This window comes from Nocardiopsis akebiae (assembly GCF_018316795.1).
GTDB lineage: Bacteria > Actinomycetota > Actinomycetes > Streptosporangiales > Streptosporangiaceae > Nocardiopsis > Nocardiopsis dassonvillei.
In genome coordinates this window covers 3,592,325-3,616,671 of record NZ_CP074132.1, presented here as the reverse complement: position 1 = coordinate 3,616,671, position 24,347 = coordinate 3,592,325, and the positions used below count along the sequence as shown (strand labels likewise).

Annotated in this window: 26 protein-coding genes and 5 pseudogenes; 17 read left to right on the top strand and 14 right to left on the bottom strand. The window is 72.8% G+C overall.

What is annotated here, in order from left to right:
- Window positions 1-83: 83 nt before the first annotated feature.
- On the top strand, window positions 84-1,742 hold the full coding sequence (locus KGD83_RS15660; protein ID WP_249351887.1) for an FUSC family protein: 1,659 nt from the start codon (window positions 84-86) through the stop codon (window positions 1,740-1,742).
- Between the two features lie 236 nt (window positions 1,743-1,978).
- Window positions 1,979-2,176, top strand: coding sequence for a hypothetical protein (locus KGD83_RS15655; protein WP_212639917.1), 198 nt, complete (start codon window positions 1,979-1,981; stop codon window positions 2,174-2,176).
- Between the two features lie 50 nt (window positions 2,177-2,226).
- Here KGD83_RS15655 and KGD83_RS15650 read toward each other — a convergent pair whose 3' ends face one another.
- A complete protein-coding gene (locus KGD83_RS15650; protein ID WP_212639916.1) occupies window positions 2,227-2,847 on the bottom strand; it encodes a TetR/AcrR family transcriptional regulator in 621 nt (206 codons plus the stop codon).
- A 175-nt stretch (window positions 2,848-3,022) separates the two neighbouring features.
- Between KGD83_RS15650 and KGD83_RS15645 the strand changes: the two genes are divergently transcribed.
- The 5 genes and pseudogenes from KGD83_RS15645 to KGD83_RS29285 all read left to right on the top strand — a co-directional run.
- Window positions 3,023-3,970: an alpha/beta hydrolase family protein gene (locus KGD83_RS15645; protein WP_212639915.1), complete on the top strand. Its 948-nt coding sequence runs from the start codon at window positions 3,023-3,025 to the stop codon at window positions 3,968-3,970.
- Window positions 3,971-4,256: 286 nt separating this feature from the next.
- Window positions 4,257-4,379, top strand: coding sequence for a hypothetical protein (locus KGD83_RS28965; RefSeq protein WP_256448779.1), 123 nt, complete (start codon window positions 4,257-4,259; stop codon window positions 4,377-4,379).
- A gap of 453 nt (window positions 4,380-4,832) precedes the next feature.
- Entirely contained in the window at window positions 4,833-5,081 is a 249-nt protein-coding gene (locus KGD83_RS15640) for a hypothetical protein (RefSeq protein WP_212639914.1), read from the top strand.
- 49 nt (window positions 5,082-5,130) lie between these two features.
- Window positions 5,131-5,454 (top strand): annotated as a pseudogene (locus tag KGD83_RS29290) (Tn3 family transposase); the annotation flags it as partial.
- A pseudogene (locus KGD83_RS29285) lies at window positions 5,455-5,766 on the top strand (Tn3 family transposase); the annotation flags it as partial.
- Window positions 5,767-6,332: 566 nt separating this feature from the next.
- On the opposite strand, the gene KGD83_RS15630 reads toward KGD83_RS29285, so the two are convergent.
- The 6 genes from KGD83_RS15630 to KGD83_RS15605 all read right to left on the bottom strand — a co-directional run bounded on the left by KGD83_RS15630 (window position 6,333) and on the right by KGD83_RS15605 (window position 12,028).
- Entirely contained in the window at window positions 6,333-7,019 is a 687-nt protein-coding gene (locus tag KGD83_RS15630) for a hypothetical protein (protein ID WP_212639913.1), read from the bottom strand.
- Between the two features lie 558 nt (window positions 7,020-7,577).
- On the bottom strand, window positions 7,578-7,724 hold the full coding sequence (locus KGD83_RS15625; RefSeq protein ID WP_212639912.1) for a hypothetical protein: 147 nt from the start codon (window positions 7,722-7,724) through the stop codon (window positions 7,578-7,580).
- A 119-nt stretch (window positions 7,725-7,843) separates the two neighbouring features.
- On the bottom strand, window positions 7,844-8,620 hold the full coding sequence (locus KGD83_RS15620; RefSeq protein WP_212639911.1) for a putative protein N(5)-glutamine methyltransferase: 777 nt from the start codon (window positions 8,618-8,620) through the stop codon (window positions 7,844-7,846).
- 151 nt (window positions 8,621-8,771) lie between these two features.
- On the bottom strand, window positions 8,772-9,701 hold the full coding sequence (locus KGD83_RS15615) for a ribonuclease Z (protein WP_212639910.1): 930 nt from the start codon (window positions 9,699-9,701) through the stop codon (window positions 8,772-8,774).
- Window positions 9,702-10,750: 1,049 nt separating this feature from the next.
- On the bottom strand, window positions 10,751-10,960 hold the full coding sequence (locus KGD83_RS15610) for a tautomerase family protein (RefSeq protein ID WP_212639909.1): 210 nt from the start codon (window positions 10,958-10,960) through the stop codon (window positions 10,751-10,753).
- A 303-nt stretch (window positions 10,961-11,263) separates the two neighbouring features.
- Window positions 11,264-12,028, bottom strand: a complete 765-nt coding sequence (locus KGD83_RS15605; RefSeq protein ID WP_212639908.1) for an SDR family oxidoreductase — start codon at window positions 12,026-12,028, stop codon at window positions 11,264-11,266.
- 87 nt (window positions 12,029-12,115) lie between these two features.
- On the opposite strand from KGD83_RS15605, the gene KGD83_RS15600 reads away from it, so the two are divergent.
- Both KGD83_RS15600 and KGD83_RS28675 read left to right on the top strand, forming a co-directional pair.
- Window positions 12,116-12,976: a helix-turn-helix transcriptional regulator gene (locus KGD83_RS15600; protein WP_249351886.1), complete on the top strand. Its 861-nt coding sequence runs from the start codon at window positions 12,116-12,118 to the stop codon at window positions 12,974-12,976.
- Window positions 12,976-13,437, top strand: coding sequence for a phosphotransferase (locus tag KGD83_RS28675; protein WP_394358075.1), 462 nt, complete (start codon window positions 12,976-12,978; stop codon window positions 13,435-13,437). The genes KGD83_RS15600 and KGD83_RS28675 overlap by 1 nt, the downstream gene beginning before the upstream one ends.
- Here KGD83_RS28675 and KGD83_RS15590 read toward each other — a convergent pair.
- On the bottom strand, window positions 13,425-13,847 hold the full coding sequence (locus tag KGD83_RS15590) for a VOC family protein (protein WP_212639906.1): 423 nt from the start codon (window positions 13,845-13,847) through the stop codon (window positions 13,425-13,427). The genes KGD83_RS28675 and KGD83_RS15590 overlap by 13 nt on opposite strands.
- A 269-nt stretch (window positions 13,848-14,116) precedes the next feature.
- Between KGD83_RS15590 and KGD83_RS15585 the strand changes: the two genes are divergently transcribed.
- From KGD83_RS15585 to KGD83_RS15570, 4 genes and pseudogenes are all read left to right on the top strand, one after another.
- Complete coding sequence (locus tag KGD83_RS15585) at window positions 14,117-15,124, top strand: helix-turn-helix transcriptional regulator (RefSeq protein ID WP_212639905.1); 1,008 nt, start codon at window positions 14,117-14,119, stop codon at window positions 15,122-15,124.
- A gap of 119 nt (window positions 15,125-15,243) precedes the next feature.
- Window positions 15,244-15,417: pseudogene (locus KGD83_RS15580) on the top strand (CorA family divalent cation transporter); the annotation flags it as partial.
- A 164-nt stretch (window positions 15,418-15,581) separates the two neighbouring features.
- Window positions 15,582-16,151, top strand: a complete 570-nt coding sequence (locus tag KGD83_RS15575) for a TetR/AcrR family transcriptional regulator (RefSeq protein ID WP_212639904.1) — start codon at window positions 15,582-15,584, stop codon at window positions 16,149-16,151.
- 90 nt (window positions 16,152-16,241) lie between these two features.
- Window positions 16,242-17,426 carry a GDSL-type esterase/lipase family protein gene (locus tag KGD83_RS15570; RefSeq protein ID WP_212639903.1) on the top strand — a complete coding sequence of 395 codons (1,185 nt, stop codon included), beginning with the start codon at window positions 16,242-16,244 and terminating at the stop codon, window positions 17,424-17,426.
- Between the two features lie 362 nt (window positions 17,427-17,788).
- On the opposite strand, the pseudogene KGD83_RS15565 reads toward KGD83_RS15570, so the two are convergent.
- The 3 genes and pseudogenes from KGD83_RS15565 to KGD83_RS15555 all read right to left on the bottom strand — a co-directional run.
- Window positions 17,789-18,211: pseudogene (locus KGD83_RS15565) on the bottom strand (Mut7-C RNAse domain-containing protein); the annotation flags it as partial.
- Between the two features lie 103 nt (window positions 18,212-18,314).
- On the bottom strand, window positions 18,315-19,181 hold the full coding sequence (locus KGD83_RS15560; RefSeq protein WP_212639902.1) for an LLM class flavin-dependent oxidoreductase: 867 nt from the start codon (window positions 19,179-19,181) through the stop codon (window positions 18,315-18,317).
- A 112-nt stretch (window positions 19,182-19,293) separates the two neighbouring features.
- Window positions 19,294-19,770 (bottom strand): hypothetical protein, encoded by a 477-nt coding sequence (locus KGD83_RS15555; protein WP_212639901.1) that lies wholly within the window; start codon window positions 19,768-19,770, stop codon window positions 19,294-19,296.
- Window positions 19,771-20,177: 407 nt separating this feature from the next.
- Between KGD83_RS15555 and KGD83_RS15550 the strand changes: the two genes are divergently transcribed.
- Both KGD83_RS15550 and KGD83_RS28670 read left to right on the top strand, forming a co-directional pair.
- Window positions 20,178-20,720 carry an MOSC domain-containing protein gene (locus KGD83_RS15550; protein ID WP_212639900.1) on the top strand — a complete coding sequence of 181 codons (543 nt, stop codon included), beginning with the start codon at window positions 20,178-20,180 and terminating at the stop codon, window positions 20,718-20,720.
- Between the two features lie 104 nt (window positions 20,721-20,824).
- Window positions 20,825-20,944 carry a BBE domain-containing protein gene (locus KGD83_RS28670; RefSeq protein ID WP_249351885.1) on the top strand — a complete coding sequence of 40 codons (120 nt, stop codon included), beginning with the start codon at window positions 20,825-20,827 and terminating at the stop codon, window positions 20,942-20,944.
- 15 nt (window positions 20,945-20,959) lie between these two features.
- Here the strand turns inward: KGD83_RS28670 and KGD83_RS15540 are convergent, their stop codons facing one another.
- From KGD83_RS15540 to KGD83_RS28665, 3 genes and pseudogenes are all read right to left on the bottom strand, one after another.
- A complete protein-coding gene (locus KGD83_RS15540) occupies window positions 20,960-21,385 on the bottom strand; it encodes a DNA-binding protein (RefSeq protein WP_212639899.1) in 426 nt (141 codons plus the stop codon).
- A gap of 58 nt (window positions 21,386-21,443) precedes the next feature.
- Window positions 21,444-21,794, bottom strand: a complete 351-nt coding sequence (locus KGD83_RS15535) for a helix-turn-helix domain-containing protein (protein ID WP_249351884.1) — start codon at window positions 21,792-21,794, stop codon at window positions 21,444-21,446.
- A 112-nt stretch (window positions 21,795-21,906) separates the two neighbouring features.
- Window positions 21,907-22,020 (bottom strand): annotated as a pseudogene (locus KGD83_RS28665) (nucleoside-diphosphate sugar epimerase); the annotation flags it as partial.
- A gap of 109 nt (window positions 22,021-22,129) precedes the next feature.
- On the opposite strand from KGD83_RS28665, the gene KGD83_RS15530 reads away from it, so the two are divergent.
- Both KGD83_RS15530 and KGD83_RS15525 read left to right on the top strand, forming a co-directional pair.
- Window positions 22,130-23,512, top strand: coding sequence for an FAD-binding oxidoreductase (locus KGD83_RS15530; RefSeq protein ID WP_212639898.1), 1,383 nt, complete (start codon window positions 22,130-22,132; stop codon window positions 23,510-23,512).
- 126 nt (window positions 23,513-23,638) lie between these two features.
- On the top strand, window positions 23,639-24,337 hold the full coding sequence (locus KGD83_RS15525) for a hypothetical protein (RefSeq protein WP_212639897.1): 699 nt from the start codon (window positions 23,639-23,641) through the stop codon (window positions 24,335-24,337).
- Window positions 24,338-24,347 lie beyond the last annotated feature (10 nt).

Below are 24,347 nucleotides of genomic sequence, written 5' to 3'. Positions count from 1 at the left end.
GGGCGGGGCGCCGGGCGGAGTGGGCGGTCTCTCCCCCCGTGGGGGTGCGTACGGCCCACGGAACATCCTAAGATAATTTACTTGTGAATTACTTTTATAGTCTGTGGGGTGCGCTGGGCCGCACCCTCACCATCCGCGGGGCCTTCGCGCCCAGGCCCGTACGCGGCAACGTCGCCGTCACCGCGCTGCGCGCCGGAGCGTGCGTGGCCCTGCCCCTGCTGGCGCTCTACGCCGCGGGGCGCACCGACCTGGCGCCCTACGCCGCCATGGGCTGCTTCACCGCCCTGTACGCGCGCGACGACACCTACGCCCGCCGCGCCCGGCTCCTGGCCGTGGTCGGCGCGGCCCTGACCCTGGCCGTGGGCCTGGGTGCGCTGACCTCGGCCGCGCTCCCCCACCCCCTGGCCGCCATCACGGTCGTGGCCCTGGTCGCCGGCGGGGCCAAGTACCTCTCCGACGCCCTGGAGTTCGGCGCCCCGGCCGGGCTGATGTTCGTCTTCGCCGCCGGGGTGGCCGCCTACAACCCCCAGACCCTGAGCGCGCTGCCGGTGGTCGTGACCACCACCGCGGCCGCGGCCGCCCTGTGCTGGACACTGGCCCTGGTCGGCGCCCTGGCCCACCCCACCGCCCCCGAACGCCTGGCGGTCGCCCGCGCCCTGCACGCGCTCGCCCGCCACCTGCGCCACCCCGCACCCGCCGCCCGCACCGCGGCCGAGACCGCCCTCCACCACGCCTGGCAGGTCCTGCTCTCCCGCCCCGGCCGCACCCCGGCCCGCCAGGGACTGGAGGTCCTCACCGCCCGCGCCGAAACCCTGCTCACCGGAACCGGAGACCGCCTCACCGACGCCCGCGCCGCCGCCGAGATGAGCGAACTGGCACGCCGCCTGCGCACCGAACGCGCCGTCGAACCCCTGGTCGGCGCCGACGAGCACGCCGCCCTGTCCCAAACCGCCGCACACCTGCGCCGCCACCACACACCCGCGCCCGGTCCGGGCCGGCGCCTGCGCGCCGCACTGCTCGCGCCCTCGCCCACCCCGGTGTCGGTGCTGCGCATCGTCCTGGCCTGCCTGCTGGCCGGAGCCCTGGCCTGGGCGCTGGGCATGGGACACGGCTACTGGGCGGCAGTCTCGGCCGGATCGGTCCTGCAGGCCGTCAACGTCACCACCACCTGGCACCGCGCCCTGCAACGCGGTGCGGGCACGGTCGTGGGCGTGGCGCTGGCCGCCGCGCTCTTCAGCCTGGACTACTCCCCGCTGGGCGTGATCGCGCTGGTGGTGGCGTGCCAGATGGCGGCCGAACTGGTGGTGACCACCAACTACTCCTACGCCATCGTGTTCGTCACCCCGCTCACCCTGGCCCTGTCGGGCCTGGCCCACGCCGACCCGGGCGCGGGCGGGCTGGCGGCCGAGCGGCTGTGGGCCACCGCGCTGGGCGCCGCGGTCGGACTCCTGGTGTGCGCGGCGGTCGCCAACCGCCGCGCCGGGGAGCACCTGAGCCGGGCCCTGGCCGCGTGCGAACGCGAACTCGCCCGGGTGCGGGAGTGCGCGGGCACCGACGCGGCCGCGCGCCGACGCCTGGCGCGCAGCCTGGTGGCGCTGCGCGCCTCCCACGCCCTGGCCGCGGGGGAGCCGTGGTCGGCGCGGGCGTGCGCGCAGGAGGTCCGGGACGTGGAACGCCGCGCCCGCGCCCTGCTGGACGGGTCCGCCCTCCCGGGCGGGGCGGTCGGCGCAGCCACGGGCTGAGACGGGGACCGGAACCTTCAGCGGGGTGTCGGGCAGCAACGTGCCCAGCAGACGTCGACCCGGGCAGCCTGGAGGAGTACCGCACCCGGGCCCAGAGCGCCTACGAGCACGTCCGGCAGATCCGCGACCCCTTCGGCTACCGCGAGTCCTCCGCAGGGGAGGAGGACCTGCGCGCCTACCCCGCGGCCCGGTTCTGAGCCGGTGAAGAAGGCCCCCGCGCCCTGTTCGACCGGTCCGTGCTCCACCTGCTCGAACACCAGGTCCTGCTGCCCGTCCCGACCGTGCTCTCCCGCCTGGTGAGCGGGGTGCGCAAGGCGGAGAACGCCCGCCTGCACCAGGTCGTGGCCCAGCGCATCCCGCACCCGGTGCGCGGTCGGAGGTCTACCGCTGAATCCTGTAGCAATCCTCCTCGACACCACTGCCTCGCGTCCTGAACCCCGGACAGCACGAAGCCCCCACCGAGGCGTCGGATTCTCCGCGACAGCTACGAGGCCCCCTGCCGGTCGGCGGCCCGCCCCGGATTCGGGCGCCCCAGGCCGGCGATGAGGAGCCCGACCAGGCGGCGCGCATCGTAGCGCGCGTTGGCGCCTGCCCCGGCGCACAGGCCGCCCACACCGAGCATCAGCTCGTAGGCGTCCAGGTCCGAGCGGATCTCGCCCGCGTCGGCCGCGGCGTCGAGAAGCCGGGTGCACACAGGTACGAGCCGCTCCAGGAAGTAGGAGTGCAGGGGGTCGTAGCAGGGGTCGTCGGATTGCAGGACGGCGGCGAGTCCCTGCTTGGTGACCACGAAGTCGACGAAGTGGTCGATCCAGAGGCCGAGAGCGGTGTAGGGGGTCGCGCTGGACTCCAGCAGGGCCGGACCGGCGTCCGCGAGGAACTCCACTTGGTGCCGGTAGACGACGACGATGAGGTCCGCCCGCGTCGGGAAGTGCCGGTAGATCGTCGCCGTGCCCACGCCCGCCTTCGCCGCGATGTCGCGGATGGGCGCTTCGACCCCCGAGGCGGCGAAGACCGCGGCGGCCGCCTCCAGTAGTGCCTCCTCATTGCGCCGGGCGTCCGCCCGCTTGGGCCGCTGTGCACTCCGCGCCCGCTCGCTGCCGTTCACAACCGCACCACCCCTGTATCGCCGCCGTTGTCAAGCGGGACGTTGTCCCGTATATTCAATCCGGGACAACGTCCCGCTTATCTATCATGCCAGACCGGTGCGACGGCCCCAAGCCGGGTGCCCTTCCCGGTCCTTTCGGGGACCTGCCGCCAACAGTTGCGAGGAAGAACTCTCCATGACCGCATCAACCACTGCCGCGCCGGACGCGGCCCTCAGCACACCCGCCCCGGTCGTCTCGGTGAAGCCGGTGACGCTGAAAGCGCCGGAGCGTGGTGCGGACCTGCGCGTGCGGGTGTCGGCGCCTGCGTCCGGGAGCGCCTTGCCGATCATCGTCTTCTCACACGGCTTCGGGTCGTCGCTGGAGGCCTACGGGCCGCTGACCGACTTCTGGGCCGCGCACGGCTTCGCGGTGATCCAGCCGACCCACCTCGACTCGCGGACGGTCGGCCTGGCCCAGGGCGATCCCCGCTCACCGCGGCTCTGGCGCCTGCGCGTGGACGACATGAAGCGCATCCTCGACCATCTCGACCTGCTGGAAGCCGCCGTTCCCGGCCTGTCCGGGCGCCTCGACCGCGGCCGCATCGCTGCGGTCGGCCACTCCTTCGGCGGCCAGACCGCCGCAATCCTGCTGGGGCTGCGTGTCACCGACCCCGAGACCGGGACCGCCGAAGACCTGTCCGACCCGCGGGTGAGGGCGGGCGTCCTAATGGCGACGGCGGGGGAGGGCGGCGACCACCTCACCCCCTACGCTGCCGAGAACCTCCCCTGGCTGCGGGGGGTGGACTTCTCCCACCTCACCCCGCCAGCCCTGGTGGTCGCCGGTGACGAGGACGAGCTCCCGGTGACCACCAGGGGGCCGGAGTGGATCACCGAGCCTTACACCCTCAGCCCGGGCCGCAAGAGCCTGCTCACCGTGTTCGGCGGGGAGCACTCCCTCGGCGGGATCGCCGGCTACGAGGCCAAGGAGACCACCGACGAGAACCCGGACCGCCTGTCCCTGGTCCGGCGGACCACCTGGGCCTACCTCCGCCACGCGCTCGGCGTCGAGGACGCCTCGTGGGGCTCGGTGCAGCGCTCCCTCGCGCAGGGCACCGACCGGTTGGGCCGGATCGAGTCCAAGTGAGGCCCAGGCGCTGAGCTGTCGACCCCCGTCCTGGATCACGGCGGGCTCAGGAGTGTCCCCGCGCCACGATGCGTCGCGCGGGGACACTCCCGCGCCCGCATCCGTCGAATGGGATTGACGCGCCCCCGATGAGAGCAGTTACCGGAGCCCAGAACCGTGCGATACCGGCACGAACCACGCCGGAGTGCTAGACCACTCGAAAGCTCCGGACCGGTCTACCTCCTGAACTGCGGGAACACTAGGCCATCGCCCCTTTCCGGCGTACCCGGTTCGTCCCCCTGAACCGGTGGACGCGGTGCTGGTGGCCGGGCTGATGGGCCACGCCGACCCCAACACCACCCGCCGCTACACGTTGCCCAGCGAGGCCGATCAGACCCGCGCGTTGGAGGCGCTCACCACCGACCGGTGAGCCTCGGCACGGATTCCTGTTCCGATGTTCCTCAAACCCCGGCTCGCCAACGCCACTGGCCGTTCGGTCGCTGTTCGAGCCCCGCTACTGGACTCGCTGGATCCTCGTGGTGCGGTGAGCATCGGTGGTCACCCGTATGGAGGAGTAGCCGTTGCCCTGCGAGCGGTACCGAAACCCGGTCTTGGAGAGAAGCGCCGCTTCTTGTACCCCAGGACGCGCCGTGCACGGTGCGGCGGCGACCGGATCGTGGCGCGCGGCCGGTCCGGAGGAACCGGTAGGCCGGAAGAGGGGCAGTGCTCCCGCCCGCGGGTAGGTAGGGGGAAGAGGTCACGCCCATGGACACCGGGCCCACAGGAGTGACACATCCAACCCGGCCCCGCGACGAAGCCTCACAAGCAGCCGCGCACCGCCGTACCCGAACGCAGCAACCTCGTCGCCTCCAGGAGGAACCCCGTGAGCACCACCTCGATCACCACCACCGTCAAGCTCTCCATAAGCCAGCCCAACGCCGAGGACGTCAAGGTGTTCTGGCGCCGGGACCACCCCGAACTCCTGGCCCTGGCCCTGGTCGACGTGGCGCCCGGAGTGACCCTGCACCTGCATGACGACAGCGGGGACCGCCCCTACCTGGACAAGCTGATCGAGACCCTGACCCAGGTACGCGACCGGATGTCCGAGAGGTCCGCCGACCAGGACACCTGACAGCCGTGCCCGGGCGGGCCGCGGCGGCGGTCCACCCGGGAGGGCGAACAACGTCGCCCTGGACCGTTTGGTGGAGGCCTCCCCCGAACTACCGGGGTTCTCCACCCTGGACGGGGTGGCCACCCGCATCCGCGCCGAGGTCGACACCGCGGTCTTCACCCGCATCGCCGAGCGGATGGGCGAGCAGGGCCGGGCCCGTCTCCAGGCGCTGCTGAGCGTGGCTGAGCTGGACGCGTTCTCGATGTTCCACCGGCTCAAGAAACCGGCGCAGCGGGCATCGTGGTCGCGGTTCAAGGCCCAGGTGGACGAGATCGGCGACACCGACGCCTGGCTGGAGGGTGTGGCGCCGACCAAGGTCGCGAACTCCGCGGGGGCGCTGCTGCGCTTTTTGAACGACCCGGCGCTGCGCTCACGGATCACCGCGACCACCAACAAGGTCGAGTCCTACAACGCCTTCTCGGCGTGGCTGCGGTTCGGCAACGGCGGGGTGCCGGCCTACAACGACCCCGTCGAGCAGGAGAAGCTCATCAAGCTCAACACCCTGCTGGCCGACCCGGCCATCTTCCACAACGCCCTGGACATCGCCGACATCGTCCGCGCCCTGACCGCCGAGGGGCGGACCGTCACCGCCGAGGACCTGGCCGGGCCTTCGCCCTACCTGAGCGCCCGCATCCGCCGGTTCGGCCATCACCACGGCGTCCTGGGAGCGGAAGCCCTCCAACGGTTCGCGCATGAGCGTGGCAGCGATCATGTAGTTCAGGGCGTGCAGGTGGTTGGCGTCGGGGCCGAAGACCAGGCGGCGCACGGTCGAGCGCATCCCGTCCGCGCCCACGACCAGGTCGAAGGCCTCGGTGGTCTCGGTGCCGGAGGCGGTCTCGCGCAGGGTCACGTGCGCGGCCCCGGCGTCCTGGCGGATGTGCGCGGGCACAGTGGCGTAGCGGATCCGCACGTCCTGGGGCAGGGCCCCGAACAGGGCGTTCTCGATGTCGCCGCGCAGCACCAGGCGCGGCTGACCGGGCAGATCGAAGACGGCGTCGCCCTGATGACCGAGCTGGGGCGGTGGCCCGGCGGCCGGTGAGGTGCCCCCCGCCTGCCACGGTCGTGCGGCGAGCTACATGGTGTTGCCCCGAAGAGGTTCGTGGAGGGCATTCAGCGTGATTGCGGCTTGAGCGGGGTCCCGCCGGTCGTCGACGGGGGCGGGGGTTTCGAGGGCGAAGAGGACTGAGCGGCCGGGGCAGCCGGAAGGGTTGATCAGCCGCTGACCGTGCGCAGAAAGTGATCGGCGTCTTCCGGCTCGCCGAGTCGGCCCAACTCCAGCCAGGAACCGTCGGCGAACGCGAGCCGGAAGGTGGCGTACCCGCGCGGCTGGCCCGCCTCACCGTCGATCCGGGCTCGGTCGAGGTTGAACTCCGTGACGGTCCGGAAATCGTCGGCCTTGGTCGGCGACAGCCGACGGCGAGGGGACGCTGCCACGCAGATGCGGTCGCGGGTCAGCATGACCAGGCGCTTAGGGTTGGGCGAGTACCCGTACCAACGCAGCAGCAGCTGGCCCGCGGTCAGGTTCCAGTCCCCGTCGAAGACCCCGCTGGTCGCGTCCTGCCCGCGATCCCCCTCACGAGAGCGGTCACGGCCGGAACGCTGTGTGTCGGGTGGACACGGCTGTCCGGTCTGACCGTCACGGCTCCGTCCCGACAGCCGTTGGTCGAGTCTACGGCCGAGACTGTCCAGCAAGATCATCGGTACGACCACGAAGAAGAACACCACAGCTCCGGCGTACCACAACCAGTGGTGGCGCGATTTCAGGCGTCCTTTGCCTGCAGCACGGTGAACGTCCTTGGGCGGTGCGGGGATGGGCTTGTGGATCTCACACCAGACCAAGGCCACGGGTTTCTCGCCCAGGATCTTCCGAGCCCGCCGCTGCACCTTGCCCTTCGCCATGCCAAGATCCTAGTGCTGGCCTTCTACCAGTGGCCGGTGGGCGGGCAGTTGGTGGCTGAAGCCCCTCTCCCTCAGCGAGACCGGCCGACGCCGCCGTCCGGGTCGTCGTTCGCGTCGAGCCGGTCGAGTGCAGCCGGGATCGCGGCGGTTCCAGCGACCTGCGCTCACGGCGAGGCCGACCAGAGGGTCGAGTGGCTGTCGGCGGCATCCTACCGACGCAGGCGGGACGTCGAGGTCCGCGGATATGACGTCACCGGGTTGCCGAAGCCGCTGGATTTCGCGGAACGCGGCCTACTCCGACTTGATGGTCCGCACCGGCATGCGGATCTTTGAGCAGTCAGCGGTGACTGGCGTGGAGTTGCCAGCGGGGCCAGGGACTGCTGCTGGATTTCCCAGGTTCTGGCTGCCGGAGGCGATTGCGAAGGGCAGGTCGGCCCGCTGGGTCAACGTTCCCGGCTCGGTGGTGAGGGACCTGACCGACCACCGCAACGTCGACCGCGCCGGCGGCAGGGCGGGCGGGCAGTAGGTCGACGTCCGGCACCTGAAGCCCCCAGAACGCTACCGGCTGTTGTGGGAGACGGCCGACGGCCTGGAGCCGGCGATGTCCTGGGTACCGGCGCACAGGGCGCGGTCCACCAGCCCGCCGCCGGTGCCGTCGGCGACGACGACTGAGCGGCTCCCGTCCGCGGAGAGGCCGGTGCGCACCGTGAATCCCTCCAGGCCCCTCCGTGGTAAACCGGCTCCCTGCTGACCGGGCCATCGCCCCTTTCAGGCTTATCTTGTCCGCTCCCCACCCGGGGCCCGACGCACACGGGCCCAGAGGGTCAGCGGGCGCCGGTCACCACGGTGGCCTCCCACTCCGGGCAGGAGACCACCTCACAGGCCAGACCGCCCCGGACGAAGGCCTCGCGCGCCGCCACAACCTGTTCTTGGCCCACCTCCACCAGCACCCGGCCGCCCGGCGCCAGCCACCGGCCGGCGTCGGCCGCCACACGGCGCAGCAGGTCCAGCCCGTCCTGTCCCCCGTCCAGGGCCCGCCGGTCCTCGTGCACGCGCGCCTCCGCGGGCAGCAGCGCGATCCGGTCGGTGGGGACGTAGGGCACGTTGGCGACCAGCACCTGGACGCGGCCGCGCAGGTCCGGGGGCAGGGCGTCGTACAGGTCGCCCTGGTGCACCCGGTGCCCGGGCAGGTTGCGCCGGGCGCAGGCCACGCTGGCGGCGTCGATGTCGGCTGCGTGCAGGGTGATGTCGGCGCGGGCGCGCGCCAGGACCGCGCCCAGGGCCCCCGAACCGCAGCACAGGTCCACGGCCACGGCGCCGGGGGTGAGCAGGGCGCAGGCCCGGCGGGCCAGGAACTCGGTGCGGGGACGGGGCACGAACACGCCCTCGTCCACGCGCACGCGCAGTCCGCAGAACAGGGCCCAGCCCAGGACGTGTTCGAGGGGCAGACCGGCGCAGCGGCGCCGGACCATCAGGTCCCGTTCGCCGGGGGTGCGCGCGGCGGAGGCGATCAGGCTCGCCTCCTGCTCGGCGAAGACGCAGCCCGCTTCGCGCAGACGGGCGACGAGGGCAGGGGAGACCGGGGAAGGTGGGGATGCCACGAGAGCCTTTCGACGAACTGTCGGGCGCTCCGGCTACGACGCGGGTGCGTGACCTCGCGGTGGGAACGCCCCTCCTGCGACAGCGGAGATCGTCCTCACCCCCTCGGTTGTACGGTGCAGTGCCCCGGAACTCTACCCCAACGCGCCCTGCTCAGGAGTCGCGGGGCGGCACCGGCAGGCGTTGCAGGTCCTGGGCCAGCGTGACGGGCCCGTCGAACTCGGCGGCGGCCTCGGCGAGGAAGCGGGCGTCGTCGCGGTCCTCGTAGCGTTCGGAGATGTGGGTGAGCACCAGGGTGCGCGCCCCGGCGCGCGCGGCCACGCGCCCGGCCTGGCGGGCGGTCAGGTGGCCGTAGGAGCGGGCCAGGTGCTCCTCGGTGTCCAGGTAGGTCGACTCGATCACCAGCATGTCGGCTCCGCGTGCGAGTTCGACCGCCTCCTCGCACTCGGCGGTGTCCATCACGAACGCCATGACCTGGCCCCGGCGCGGCCGCGCGCAGTCGGCCAGCTCCACGCGGCGCCCCCCGGCGGTGGTGACCGAGCCCCGGCGCTGGAGTTCACCGACCATGGGGCCGCGCACGCCGTGGGCGGCCAGCCGCTCTGGCAGCATCCGCCAGCCGTCCGGTTCGGCCAGCCGGTAGCCGTAGGCGGTGGTCGAGTGGCGCAGCGGCAGCGCGGTGACGCGCAGGTCCCGCTCGCCCAGCGGGCAGGAACCGGTGCCGCCGACCGGTTGGGGGAGTACGACGTCGGTGTCGTGGAAGGCGGTGGCGTGGCGCAGCCGCCGCCAGTAGCGCTCGCCGTCGGCGGGATAGGCCACGCGCACGGTGTGGGGCACCCGGTCACGGGCGATGCGCTGGATGGTGCCGGGCAGGCCCAGGCAGTGGTCGCCGTGGAAGTGGGTGACGCAGACGCGGGTGATGTCGGTGGCGGCCAGGCCCGCCAGGCGCATCTGGCGCTGGGTTCCCTCGCCGGGGTCGAACAGGACGCCGTGGGTGTCCCACCGCAGGAAGTAGCCGTTGTGGTTGCGGCGGCGGGTGGGCACCGCGCTGGAGGTGCCCAGGACCACGAGTTCGCGTACGGACATGGGAGGGATCCTGCCACAGCGCGGGTCGGGGCCCCTGCCAGGAAACGTGCGGGTCCGCGCGTACCCGCGAGCGGGTGCCGATCCTGCTCCCCGTCGCCCGGGAGAGGGGCCAGGACGTCACCCCGGCCCTTCGGCGCCCGACAGGGCCCGCGTGCCGCACGCGCTCACCGCCGACCGGCGGGCCGAGGGAGGGCCCCGCTTACTGGGGGAGGCCTTCGTCGCCGCCGGGTGAGGCGTCGGAGTCGCGCGGCGAGAGTACAGCTCTGGCTGTACCCGACGCGTTTTCGGGCCCCGACCAGCAGACCCTGAGGGCGCCGCCAACGAAACTCCGGACTCCCCCGCCCTCTTTGTAGCAACACATGTAGTAGCACCTTATAAGGTTCACTTATCGGAGGTGAGGAAGTGGGGGTGTTTGAACCCTTGTTACGTATGCAGACTGTATTTACGTTAACAAGTAACGTAACAAACGAAACGTTATTAAGCCGGCTGGGGAGCAGACCTGCCAGGGCTCCGCGGTCAGGTGCACCCGGCGGCCGTCGGCGGCGGCCACGATCCGGGGAACGGCCCTGTTGGGGCTCCGGGACCAGCGCTGTGACGCCGCTGGCGGACCGGGGCGTGAGGAACATCGGAGCAGGATCGACCGCAGATGAACTGCGATCGTCCGCGGTGGTGCCGGTGCCGCCCCAGGCGGGCCGCCCCCGCACACCGGAGGCGGCCCGCCGTGGTCATCCGCGATAGCGCCCGGGGTTGCCGTGGGAACGACCACCGGCCCGACACCAGGGCCGCCGTGCCCGCCCTCGGCGGGGCGGCCCAGACGTTCCTCGCCGGGATCGTCAACGCCGACACCGCGCGCCCACCAGCTGCTCCCTGCGTCGGAACCGCGTCGCCGACCGGCTCGGTGCCGCCTGGGGCACGGCGACGTCGGCCCTGTGGCCGCGACGTTGCGCTGGATCTCGGTCGGCGTCCGAGAGGTCACGTACTGGGGCAGGGCGTTGACGCGCTTGCCGTGGTCCCTCCCGTGCGGCGCCGAGCCCCGCACGGGAGGGAGGTCAGGCGTCTCCGTTGAGCATGGCGGCGGTCAGGACGCCGCCGGCGACGCCCCAGCCGCCGTCGGCGACCTCGTCGACCAGCACGACGGTGGTGGGCCGGGCCCGCTCACCGTAGATCTCCACGTACAGCTCGGTGGTGCGCTCGACGAGCTTCTTCTTGTCAGCGGTGGTGATGGTGCCCGCAGGGACCTTGAAGTTGGCGAAAGGCATGGGTGTTCCTCCTTGGACGGGTTCTCCCGTGATGCGGAAGCATGTGTTCGAGAACGTGTGGCCACGGTGCCGTTCTCGGTCGGTGTAGGCGTTGGCAGATGCCGACGCGTGGGTCAGCGGTTCGTAGGTGGCGAGCCGTTGGCGGGACCGCGCCCGGACCCGGGCGCACATGAGCGGCTCCGCCTCGCCGCCGTCGCGGCTGGGGCCGATGCGTGCGTCAACGGTCGCGTCGGCACGGGAGAAGCGGTCGGTGCTGCCCGGCCGGGCGCAGGGGACGACGGGGTGCGGCGTTCGACCATGGCGTCACACCATGCCCCCGTTGGCCCGAAGGACCTGGCCGTTCACCCAGTGCCCTGCCGGGCTGGCGAGGAAGGCGACCACCTGGGCGATGTCCTGCGGGGTGCCCAGCCGCTCCAGGGGCGCCGCCTTGGCGAGCTGGTCGATCTGCTCGGGCGCCTTGCCTTCGAGGAACATGTCCGTGGCCGTGGGGCCAGGCGCGACGGTGTTCACGGTGATGTCCTGCCCGCGCAGCTCGCGGGCCAGGATCAGCGTGATCGACTCGACGGCCGCCTTGCTCGCCGCATACGCACCGTAGGCAGGGAAGCTGGTGCCGACCACGGAGGTCGAGAAGCCCACGAACGCGCCGCCCGCGCGCAGTCGTCGGGCGGCCTGCTGGGCGACGACGAAAGCGCCACGGATGTTGGTGCGGTGTAGGGCGTCGAGCACCGCCAGGTCGAGGTCGGCGATGGGCGACAGAGCGAGTCGGCCGGCGCAGTTCACCACGACGTCCACCCCGCCGAACACCTGCTCAGCCCGGTCGAACAACTCGGCGGCCGCGTGCTCGTCCGCCACGTCCGCCCGCGCCGAGACCGCCCGCCCTCCGGCGGCGGTGATCGCCGCCACCACCTCCTCGGCGGCAGCCGCGTCGCTGGCGTAGTCCACCACGACGGCAAGGCCGTCCTGGGCGAGCCTGAGGGAGACCGCTCGGCCGATGCCGCGTGATCCGCCGGTAACGACGGCGACGCGCATGTCCGGCGAAGGGGTGCTTGTGGTGTGGTCCGTAGTCATGTCCTCCACGGTGCACGCCGCCGACCGGCGTAACCAGGGGATCTCATCCCCTGTGTCGGCGGCCCGGCCGGACGCAGAATGGGTGGCATGGGTTCTGTGAGATACACCGAGCTGGGAGCTTTCCTACGCGCGCGGCGTGAGCGCATCCGTCCAGCCGATGTGGGACTTCCCCACGGGCTCCGCCGCCGGGTGCCCGGGCTGCGCCGCGAGGAGGTCGCCCAGCTCGCAGGCGCATCGGTGGACTACTACAACGAACTCGAACGCGGTGCCGGATCCCAGCCCTCCGAGCAGATGGTCGCCGCGCTGGCGAGGGCCCTGCGCCTGACCGCTGACGAGCGCGACTACCTCTACCACCTGGCCGACCGCCCGGTGCCCGCGCACGGCGGACCGGCCTCGCACGTCCACCCCGGCATGCTCGACCTGCTCATCCGTCTGACGTCGACTCCCGCACAGGTCATCACCGACCTGCACGTCACCCTCGTGCAGAACCCGCTGGCGATAGCGCTGCTCGGGGACCACTCCGGCCTCCGCGGCGCTCGGGCCAGCTTCGTCCACCGGTGGTTCACCGACCCCGGCGCCAGGCGGATGTATCCCGAAGCCGACCACGAGGGCCAGTCCCGGGCCTTCGTCGCCGACCTGCGGGCAGCCGCCGCCAGACGAGACGCCAAGGACACCGAAGCCCGCTCGATGATCAGCTCGCTGACCGACGCCTCCCCCGAATTCGCCGCTTTGTGGGCCGAACACGACGTGGCGTTCCGGCGCGACGACCGCAAACGCCTCAACCACCCCACGCTCGGCCTGATCGAGGTCAACTGCCTCCACCTGTTCAGCGAGGACGGCCGACAGCGGCTGCTCTGGTTCACCCCCGCGGTCGGCACCGACAGCGCCGACCTCCTTGACCTGCTCGCCGTTCTCGGTACCCAGGAAGTCACCGGACCGGCGCGCTGATGCGCGCAGGGCTCCCCTGGCTGCCCGTACTCGCCCCGCGCCTTACCCTGCCGGTTCCGGTCCCGCTGCTGGGCGTGCCCAGCCCCCGGTTCGAACGGCCCTGGACCGTCACCACCTGGTTACCGGGCACACCCGCCGACCCGGCCCCCGCCACGAACGCCGAAGGAGCGGCCGAGGACCTGGCCGCCTTCCTGACCGGGGACGGCGCCGTCAGGCGCTTCTACCGCGCCTACCGGCCGACCCCCGCCCCCCGCGAACCTGCGCCGGGCCCGGCGAAAGCGCACCACCGCGGGGCGCCGCGCGTCATCGCCGCCTGGGCCCAGGCGTGGCGGAGGAGGCGCCGGTCGGCTCCTCGGGCGCCGGGTGGGGGCGCCCTGTCCGGACGGGAACGGCGGGTAGGGGTGTGCGCCGGTCGGGTGCCCGGCCCGGCGCACACCCCCGTTCGGGATCAGCCGTTGTAGGGGGCCGCCACGTCCAGGACCCAGACGACGCCGAAGCGGTCCTTGAGCATCCCGTAGAGCGGCGCCCACTGGGAGGGCTCCAGCGGCTGCACGATGGTCGAGCCGGCGGACAGCTTCTCCCAGAAGGCGGTGATCTCGTCGGCGCTGTCACCGCGCACGGAGACGAAGACGGAGTTCTCGCCCTGGTCCCACGGCATCGCCGGGGGCACGTCGTAGGCCATGACGCGGAACCCGTTGTCCGCGACCACCTGGCCCCAGACCACCCAGTCCGCCTCGTCCGGGTTGGTGACGTTGCCCGCGTCCTTGTAGGTGACGGCGACGACGTCCCCGCCGAAGACGGAGTGGTAGAAGTCGAGCGCCGCGCGGGCGTCGCCGCGCAGGTTCAGGTGGGTCGTGGTCGTGACGGACATGCTGGCTCCCTGGTCGTGTCGGGTGTGGACGGGCGCCGAGCGGGTCCGTGTCACGGGCGGGCCGGTCCCGCGCGGCCACGGCGTCCGCCCGGTCCCGTGGCCGGGCGGACGCCGCCTCTCCTGCGGGCGGCGGACACCAGGTGCCCACCGCCCACGGGGTCGTGACCTGCGATGACCGTGCTGGTGTCGGCCCCCGTCGGCGTCTGCGGTCTCAGATTGGCAGGGGTAGGGGCCAGGGTGTGTCCTCTACTTCCAGCAGGATGGGTTCCATGGTGATGAAGGCTTCCGCTCGTCTGCTGGCGCTGCTCTCCGTGCTCCAGACCCGCCGGGACTGGTCGGGCCGGGACCTGGCCGCCCGGCTGGGCGTCAGCGCGCGCACGGTCCGCCGCGACGTGGACCGTCTGCGCGAACTCGGCTACCCGATCACGACCTTCAAGGGGCCCGACGGCGGGTACCGGCTCGACGCCGGGTCGCGGATGCCACCGCTGCTGTTCGACGACGACCAGGCCGTCGCGCTGGCCGTGGCGCTCCGGGCGTCCACGGCCACCGGCGCCGGTATCGGGGAGGCCGCGGCGCGCGCCCTCGACACCGTTCGCCAGGTCATGCCCGCCCGCCTGCGCCAACGGATCGACGCGGTCCGGGTCGCCGTGGTCGCGCCGCCCGCCGCCCCGCAGGCGCGGGCCGACGGCGGGGTGCTCACGGAGGTCAGCGCCGCCGTGCACGCCCGCGAGGAACTGCGCCTGGACTACGCCCCCGCCTTCCAGTCCGCCTCCTCCCGGGAGGGGGCCGCCGTGGGCCCGCGCCGGGTCCAGCCCCACCACCTGGTCACCTGGGCGGGGCGCTGGTACCTCCTGGGCTGGGACGTGGAGCGCGAGGACTGGAGGACCCTGCGGGTGGACCGCATCGCGCTGCGCAGTCCCAACGGTCCCCGGTTCACCCCGAGGGAGGTGCCCGGGGGTGATGTGGCTTCCTTCCTCATCGGCCGGTTCCGGGGTTCGGACGGCGCGGTCGACTGGCCCTGCCGCGGTGAGGTGGTCCTCGACCTGCCCGCCGCCGCTGTCGCCCCCTTCGCGCGCGACGGGCTGGTCGAGGAGGTGGGCCCCGAGCGCTGCCGACTGGTTCTCGGCTCCTGGTCGTGGGTCGGCCTGGCCTCGGCCGTCGGCCGCTTCGACGCCGACTTCGATGTCGTCGGACCGCCAGAGCTGGAGGACGCCTTCGCGCGGCTGGCCCGCCGTTACGCGGGCGGCGGCCGTCAGGCCCGCGCCCCCGAGCGCTGACCGCCCCGGAGGGCGGATCGCCGTAGCCCCGGGTCCGGGCGGTCCCGGTCGCGGAACGGTGGGCCCGCGGGGTCGCGAAGCCCGGGCCGGGAGGTTGTCCGGCGCGCGGGAAGGTGCGTGCAGAATGGGCGGCCGTCATCGCGGTCCCCACCATGATCGCCGGGTTCTACGGCATGAACTTCGACCACATGCCCGAACTGCACTGGCTGTTCGGATACCCCCTCGTCATGGGCGTGATGGTCGGTGCCTCCGGCCTGGTCCACCACCGGCTGCGCGAGAACCGCCGGCTGTAGGCGCCCCGGACCGGGAGGGCACGGCTTTCTCCCCGGCCCGGGGCACGGTGCACGGGCGCGCCTCCCCTCCCTTCGCCACACGGGCTCATGCCTGATACGCACAACCTCTTGCCTAAAACCCTTAGGGAGAATTACAGTGGTTCCCGGCAGAGGGGAGAGAGGTTATGGCACGCGCGGGACTGACCACCCAACGCCTCACCGAGGCGGGAGCCGAACTCGCCGACGAGGTCGGCTTCGAACGGGTGACCGTCTCCGAACTGGCCCGGCGCTTCGACGTCAAGGTCGCCAGCCTGTACTCACACCTGCGCAACTCCCAGGACCTGAGAACCCAGATCGCCCTGCTCGCCCTGGAGGAGCTCGCCGACCGGGCCTCCGACGCCCTGGCCGGACGGGCGGGCAAGGACGCCCTGGCCGCCCTGGCCAACGTCTACCGCGACTACGCCCGCGAGCATCCGGGCCGCTACGCCGCCGCCCAGCTCAGACTCGACCCGCAGACGGCCGCCGCCAGCGCCGGTGTGCGGCACGCACAGATGACACGGGCGATCCTGCGCGGCTACGACCTGTCCGAGCCGGACCAGACGCACGCGGTTCGCCTGCTGGGCAGCGTCTTCCACGGCTACGTGACCCTGGAACTGGGCGGAGGGTTCAGCCACAGCGCCCCCGACACCCAGGAGACCTGGACACGGACCCTGGACGCCCTCGACGCCCTGCTGCGCAACTGGCCCGAGCCCTGACCGCGGCCCGCGCCCCCTCCCGTCGGAGCCGAGCCGCGGGCCCGCCGACCCACCAGACTCCATGACCGCCCCGACCACCAGGTTGACACCTTGAACACCCAGCACCACTGGACCACCACACCACTGACCGCGGACCTCCTGCGCGGGGCCCTGGACCTGGAGCGCACCGAGCGCGGCGTGCTGCCGCATCGTCTGCCCGCTCGGGCCCGCGCCCAGTGCGAGGACCCGCAACTGCTCATGGCCGAGTCCCAACCCTCCGGGGTGCGACTGGCCTTCCGGACCCGGGCCAGCGCCGTCGAACTCGACACGCTGCCCACCAAGCGCGCCTACACGGGCGCCCCGCCCCGCCCGGACGGCGTGTACGACCTGATCGTGGACGGTCAGCTCGTCGACCAGGCCAGCGCGACCGGAGGCAACACCCTGACCATCGACATGGTCACCGGCTCCGCCGAGCACCGGCCCGGACCCGTGGCCACCGTGCGCTTCGCCGGCCTGCCCGACCACGTCAAGGACGTCGAGATCTGGCTGCCGCACAACGAGACCACCGAACTCGTCGCCCTGCGCACCGACGCGGCCGTCGAACCCGCACCCGACCAAGGGCGCAGGGTCTGGCTGCACCACGGCAGTTCCATCAGCCACGGCTCCAACGCCGCCAGCCCCACCGGCGTCTGGCCCGCGCTGGCCGCCTCCCTCGGCGGTGTGGAACTGGTCAACCTCGGTCTGGGCGGCAGCGCCCTGCTCGACCCGTTCACCGCCCGGGCCATGCGCGACACCCCCGCCGACCTGATCAGCCTCAAGATCGGCATCAACCTGGTCAACGCCGACCTGATGCGCCTGCGCGCCTTCGGTCCCGCGGTGCACGGCTTCCTCGACACCCTGCGGGAGGGCCATCCCGGTGCGCCGCTGCTGGTCGTCTCACCGATCCTGTGCCCCATCCACGAGGACACGCCCGGCCCCTGCGCCTTCGACTCGGACTCCCTGCGCACCGGGGAACTGCGGTTCCGGGCCACCGGCGACCCAGGCGAGCGCGCCGCCGGAAAGCTGACGCTCACCGTCATCCGCGAGGAACTGGAGCGCATCGTGCGCCAGCGCGCGGCACAGGACCCGAACCTGCACTACCTCGACGGGCGCGAACTCTACGGTGAGGCGGACAACGCCGAGCTGCCGCTGCCCGACGAACTGCATCCGGACGCCGCCACGCACCGGCGCATAGGCGAACGCTTCGCCGAGCGCGTCTTCGGCGCGGGCGGCCCGTTCCACGACCACAGAACCTGAGAGCCCGACCGGCCCGCCCCTGCCGCGCTGCCATCGTCGTCCCACTGATCGGCCGAGCAGGCACCGTTCCTGAACAGTGATCAGAAGTGACCCTCAGGGTCACTTTGGCACTGCACCCATCCCGAACGGTGCTGGATGGGCCGGGTCACCGCGTTCCCGCCCCGCCCGGCCACGCGCATCGCGTGCACGCGCCGTGACGGGTGGGCGGTTTGCCCCACGCCCACAACTCCCCGGTGCGGCCTGGACGGTCCGATGCCCCGCACCATCACCCTGGGCGATGACCGCCACCCCCAGGGTGCGGGCCATCGAGGTCAGCCGGGACCGCAGCCGGGCGGTGGGAAAACCGATGATCAGCCGCCGGAACCTCTGCGGCTCAGCAGCCCGCGGTCGCGGGTGAGCAGGACCCTGTCCTCGGCGTTGGCCTGGCGGAACAGGGAGGGGTCGTCGCGGTCGTTGTCGTAGGCGGTGTCCAGACCCAGCAGGCGCAGGCGCCGGGCCAGGGTGCCCAGGTGCACGTCGAGCAGGAACCGCGGCTCGGCGAAGGGTAGGCGCTGCGGATACTGCACGGGCAGGACCGTCACGGCCCCGCCCGGGGCGGGGATGTGGGAGGCGGGGGTAGCACGGCCGTCGACGCGCAGCGCGCCGACCTCGGTCAGGGGTACGCCCAACGACTGGACGAGGTGTCCGAGGGTGGATGTGGAGTCGCCCTGCACGCGCACGGTTCCGCTCCGGTGCCGTGAGGGCAGGAAGAACCGCAGTTCGGGCGCGAAACTCAGGTCCAGCATCGGTTCTCTTCCTTCCAGCGCGCCCTTCCCGCCCCCGGACCATAGGGCCGACCGGTGGCGGCGGACGCGGTGCGGCAGGTACCCGCCGCGGCCGGTGAGCGGTTCAGGGCAGGAGCGGGCGGACCCTTTCGGCGGTGAAGCGCACGAAGCCCTCGGGGTCGGGCTCGTCGGCCGTGGGCTGCAACACCACGGTGTCGGCTCCGGCCTCGGCCATGTGCCGCACCGCCTCGGCGACGCGGTCGGCGTCACCCGCCACGCCCGTCTGCGGCGTCAGGCCCTCGGCACGCAGTTCGGCGGCCATGCGCCGGTCGGCGTCGGGGCCGGTTGCGGCGAGCAGGTAGACGGTGACCGGGTGGTGGCCGGGGCGCCCTGCGGCCTGGCGTCCCTGGTCGACCAGTTGCCGTGCCCTCCGCACGCCGTCCACGCCCGCGGCGGCGTCCAGGATGGTGCCGTCGGCGGCCTGCCCGCTCAGGTGCAGGGTCCGCGGTCCGCGGGCACCGGCCAGTACGGGGACGGGGGCGGTGGGCGGGTAGTCCAGGGCGACGTCGTCCAGGGTGACGTAGCGGCCCCGGGAGGTGACCCGTTCACCGGCCAGCAGGGCGCGCAGTGCGTCCAGGTGCTCGCGCAGGAGGGCGAGAGGGGAGTCGGGGCGCGCGCCGACCTGGGCCATCCAGTCCTGCACGCCGTGGCCCACGCCGATGCGTACACGACCGGGGAAGAGCCGGTGCAGGGTGGCTGTCTCCATGGCGGTCAGGGCGACGTTGCGCAGGGGGACGGGGAGCAGGCCCACGCCCACGGTGAGGTTCTCGGTCCAGGCCAGGGCGGCCGAAGCGGCGGCCACGCCGCTCTCCAGGAAGCAGTCCTCCCACAGCCAGAGCTGGTCGAGTCCGGCTTCGTCGGCCGCGCGGGCCACGGAGCGCAGGCGCTCGGGGGGCAGTTGGGGGCGGAAGACGGCTCCGAGTTCGGTCATGGTGCCGTTCTACCGGGCGGGGGCGGCCGGGGACAACGGTTCTCGCCCTCCCCGTCACCTGCGATGCGGACCGCGGCCTCCACCCACGGGTGGAGGCCGCGGTCCTGGTCTCTCAGGGCGCGAGGCGCACCACGCCGCCGGAGTCCGTCACGGCGACCAGGGTGATCTCGAAGCCGTTCATGACGAACACGCCCCCCGGCTCCCCTCCCATCGGAGGCGGGAGGTGGCCCGACAGGGTGGTGCCGGGTCCGTAGCCGCTGACGTCCAGCCCGTCCTCGCCCACGGCGTCGACCACGAACCGGTCCACGCCGTGGGAGCCGTCCATGGCGAACTCGTCGCCGCTCTGCACCAGCACCTCGCAGTCGGCGTCGGCGCAGGCCTCCAGGTCGGTGCCGTCGGCGGCCTCGGGCGGGGCCGGTGCGGCGGCGGAGGGGGAGGCGGTGTCCGTGTCGCCGGGAGGGGAGGCGTCGGCGGCCGAGGGGTCGGGGTTCGCCGCGTCCTGCTCCTGCGTTCCGGCGCAGCCGCCGAGCAGGGCGGTCACGGCTCCGGCGGCGGCCAGGACGCGGATCCGGTTGAGGGTGGTGGTCATGGTGCCCCGTCCATGGGTCGGGCCGCGCACGTCCGGGGGTGAGGGGAGGCCGCGCGGCGGTGGCCTCGTCGCCGACGGTTGTGCCCCGGCTCCGTGGTGTCCATACGCCTTCCCGTGTGGTGCGCGTCACCAGGACCGGTGCGGCCGTGACCTCGGGCCTTCCGCGTGGCGGCAGGTACAACCGCGCGCGAGTGCGCCAGGGTCCAGGCGATCGCCACCTGGGAGGGGTTCGCCTGGACCCTCGGGGGCCGGTGCGCCGTGCCCGGGCGGGGCAGCCGCCCGAGCGGCGGGTGCGGCCCACGGCGCGAGCGGTGCCGGGCCGATCGGGCTGCTCCCCTCCCCGGCAGGTGCGCCGGACTGGCTAGGCTGTGGCGCGGAACACCTGAGCGAGCGAGGGGTTGGCGGCCATGGGCCCGGTAGTGGAGTCGGTCAGCAGCAGTCCCGGCCACACGTTCAGCAAGGCCGCCCTGCCCCGGATCCGTCTTCTGGCGGGGTTGGGCGTGGAGGGTGACGCCCACCTGGGCGCCACCGTCCAGCACCTGTCCCGGATCGCCGCAGACCCCGACCAGCCCAACCTGCGCCAGGTCCACCTGGTGCACGCGGAGCTCCTGGAGGAGGTCGGCGAGGCCGGGTTCGCGGTCGCCCCCGGACGACTGGGCGAGAACATCACCACCCGCGGCTTGGACCTGCTGTCCCTGTCTGCGGGCACCGTCCTGTCCTTCGGTGACGGGGCCAGTGTTCGGGTCACCGGCCTGCGCAACCCCTGTGCGCAGATCGACGGCTTCTCCCGGGGGCTGCTCAAACAGGTTCTGCACCGCGAGGAGGACGGAACCGTGGTGCGCAGGGCTGGGATCATGGGCGTGGTCCTGACCAGCGGCACGGTCGAACCCGGTATGGCTGTGCGTGTGTGGACACCCCAGGGTGCCCGCACACCTCTCGAACGGGTCTGAGGAGCGGTTCCGCCCGCGGACGGCTCCGCAGACCCGGGCGCGTATGGAGGGGCCGGTGGCGTCGCTGGGACCGCAGGTCAGCGGCCGCAAACCGTTACTCGCTGGTGCCGGGGAAGTCGGTCGCCGACGTGCTCTCCACACGGGCGCTGGAGCGGTTGCGGCGGATCAAGGCCGAGCGCGACCCGCAGAACGTGCTGCGGTCCAACTACCCGGTGCTGGCCTGACGCGGGCCCGGCGCCTCAGTTCTCGCCGCGCTGCAGGAGGCGTTCGTGGCGCTGGCGGGCGGCCTGGGCCGAGCCCAGCCCGAGGCCGAAGGCGATCTCCTGCCAGGTCATGCCGCGTCCCTTGGACATCTGGAGCAGTCCGGCCTCCAGTTGGTCGAACTCGGCGCGCGCCCAGGGCACCAGGGTCAGGGCGGCGGTGAGGTCGTCCTGGTCCACGGCCGGGGCGCCGGGCTCGGGATGCGCGCCGCCCGCGGCCAGGTCGGCGACGCGCCGCAGGGCGTCCAGGGGCGCCATGGGCGTGCGCGCCTCGTCCCAGCGCGTGCGGTGCTCTCCGGTGGCGTGGCGTTCGGTGATGCGCAGCAGCGCCTCGTGGGTGCGCATGCGGCGGGCGCTTCGCGGGTCGGCTCGGGTGAAGGCGCTCTCGCGCTGTGCATCGCTCATGCCTCCAGGATGGAGGCGCAAACTTCCAGTTGTCAACGCATCGTTTTCAACAGATTGTTCACTTCGGGTTCCGGATGTCAAGGAAGTCCGCGAAGGTCGCCTTGCCCACCGTCCGGTCCGGGGCCAAGCGGCCCCCGGCGCGGTAGGCGGCGTCCAGGTCTCGCAACGACTGTTGGAGCACCACCGACGACACCTCACCCGACCAGGACCGCTCCTCGGTCTTCTTCGCCTGGGTGGTCAACCGTGTGGACAGCTCACCGGCGGTCGGAAGAGCCTCTGCGTTCGCGTGCGCGGTCTCACGGGCCCGGAGGGCATCGTTGCGGACCACACGGGAGCACCCGAACGCCCCGGCCAACGCACCCCGTCGGTCGGCGTCCGGGTACACGCGAAAGGAATACCGCAACTGCATACCCCGGACAGTAGAGACCGGCTACGGCAGCACGTGACCATCCAAGGACACGCGGGGAGTCCGGATCCGATTCACCTCCGGCGGGAACTCCGGGCACTCTCGGACAAGACCTGTAGCCCAGCGGAACCCGGTCCACGCCGACGACGGAGACGTAGACCAGGTGCGCCACCCCCGCCTCGCGGACCGCGCGGATCGGGTGGGTGGCCGACTCGATGACGCCGCCCGCGAGCGCCCTGACCACGGGGCGGTGGTGTCTTCGGCGCCAGGTGTCCGGTTAGAGTGCTGGCGGCGTCGGCGCAGCGGAGCGGCCGAGCGAGCGGTGAGGGAGTGTGCCCATGTCCGGGATCGCCGGGAGACTGACGGCAGCGGTCGGCGCGGAGCAGGTGGTCACCGACCCCGCCGTCCTGGAGGGCTACTCCCACGACGAGGCCGAGTGGGCTCCCCACGGCGTCCCGGCCGCGCTCGTGCGCCCCCGCCACACCCAGGACGTGGCGGACGCGGTGGCCGTGTGCGCGGAACTGGGCGTCCCGGTGGTCGGGCGCGGAGCCGGGACGGGGCTGTCGGGTGCGGCCAACGCCGTGGACGGCTGGGTCGTGGTCTCCTTCGAGCGGATGAACCGGGTCCTGGAGGTCGACCCCGTACAGCAGACCGCCACCGTGCAGCCGGGCGTGGTCAACAGCGACCTGCGCGAACGGGTGGCCCGGGACGGCCTGTGGTACCCGCCGGACCCGGCCTCCGCGCACTGGTCGACCATCGGCGGCAACGTGGCCACCAACGCGGGCGGCCTGTGCTGCGTCAAGTACGGGGTCACCCGCGACTACGTGCTGGGCATGGAGGCGGTCGTGGGCTCGGGCGAGGTGGTGCGGCTGGGCCGGACCACCGCCAAGGGCGTGACCGGCTACGACCTGTGCGGGCTCATGGTGGGCTCGGAGGGGACGCTGGGCCTGGTCACCGAGGTGACGCTGCGGATGCGGCCGCTGCGCACCGGTACCGAGCACACCGTGGTGGGCTACTTCGACTCCTTGGCGGAGGCCGGACGGGCCGTCGCGGCGGTCTCGGCGGCCGGGGTGGTGCCCTCGGCGATGGAGTTGATCGACCGGTTCTGCCTCCAGGCGGTGGACGACTGGAAGAACATGGGGTTGTCCGCCGAGGGCGAGGTGCTGCTGCTGGCGCGCAGCGACCAGCCCGGGGCGGCGGGCGAGGAGGAGGCCGACCGCATCCTGGCGTGCTTCGAGGCCGAGGGCGCTGTCTACGCGGTGCGTTCCACCGACGAGGAGGAGGCCGAGGCCCTGTTCGAGGCCCGCCGTCTGGCCTATCCGGCGCTGGAGCGGCTCGGTCCGCTGCTGACCGAGGACATGTGCCTGCCCAAGGCGAAGGTGCCCCTGATGCTGGAGCGCATCGAGGCGATCGGCAGGCGCTTCGACACCCGCATCGGCAACATCGCGCACGCCGGTGACGGCAACCTGCACCCGCTGTTCATCGTCCCGGCCGGTGACGAGGACGCCAAGAAGCGCGCGCAGGAGGCCTTCGAGGTGATCGTGGACGAGGCGATCGCCCTGGGCGGCACGGTCACCGGCGAGCACGGCGTGGGCCTGCTCAAGATGCGCGGCGCCGCCCGGGAGATGGGTCCGCACGTGCTCGCGATGCACCGGGCCGTCAAGGACGCCCTGGACCCCAGGGGCATCTTCAACCCGGGCAAGGTCTTCGCCGCGTCCTAGCCCACGGGGGTCGGCCCGGGAGGTGGGGCGGGCGCTGGGGCGCGGGGCCGTGAGAAGTGTGGAACCGGTCGGGGAGTGGGCGGCGTCTCAGAGGGCAGGAACCGCACCGCGCACGAGGAGACCCCCATGGAGACCCCCACCGTCCTGGTTCTGGTGATCGCGGCCCTGGTGGTCGTCGGCGTCATCGGGGCGGCGGTCACGGGCTCGGCGGCCGAACGCCGCCGCTCCCGCGTCCTGACCCTGTGGGCCTCGCGGGAGGGGTGGCGCTACGACCGAGAGCGGCCCGAGCTGGTCGACCGCTTCGAGGGCGTCCCCTTCCTGGAGCGGCGGTCCAACGCCAGGGCCAGGCACGTGCTGTGCGCCGAACTGCGCGGACGTCGGGTCCTGGCCTACGAGTACGGATACGCCGCGCCCCACCCCCAGCAGCGGCACCGCACCGTCGCGCACGTGTACACCGTGGTGGCGGTGGCCCTGCCGGCGGGCGTACCGCTGCTCCAGGTGGAGGAGGTCGGCGCCGGTGCGCCCCGGCCCCGGACCGACGGCGCCCGCGCCTGGACCGCGGGCGAGGCCGCCTTCGACGAGCGGTTCGCCGTGGTGACCGGCGACGGGGCCTTCGCGGCGACCGTCCTGGGGGAACCGGTGCGGGAGTGGCTGCTCTCGCGCGAGGGCGTGTGCCCGTTCCGCCTCGGCGGCCGGTACCTGGTGGCCTGGGAGCGCGGACCGTTGGAGACCGGTCGCGTCCGGGAGCGCGCCGACGCGGCGATCGGCATGCTGGAGCGGATTCCGTCCGGTGTCTGGGAGGGCGCGCAGGACACCCTGGGGTGAGACCTCTTTT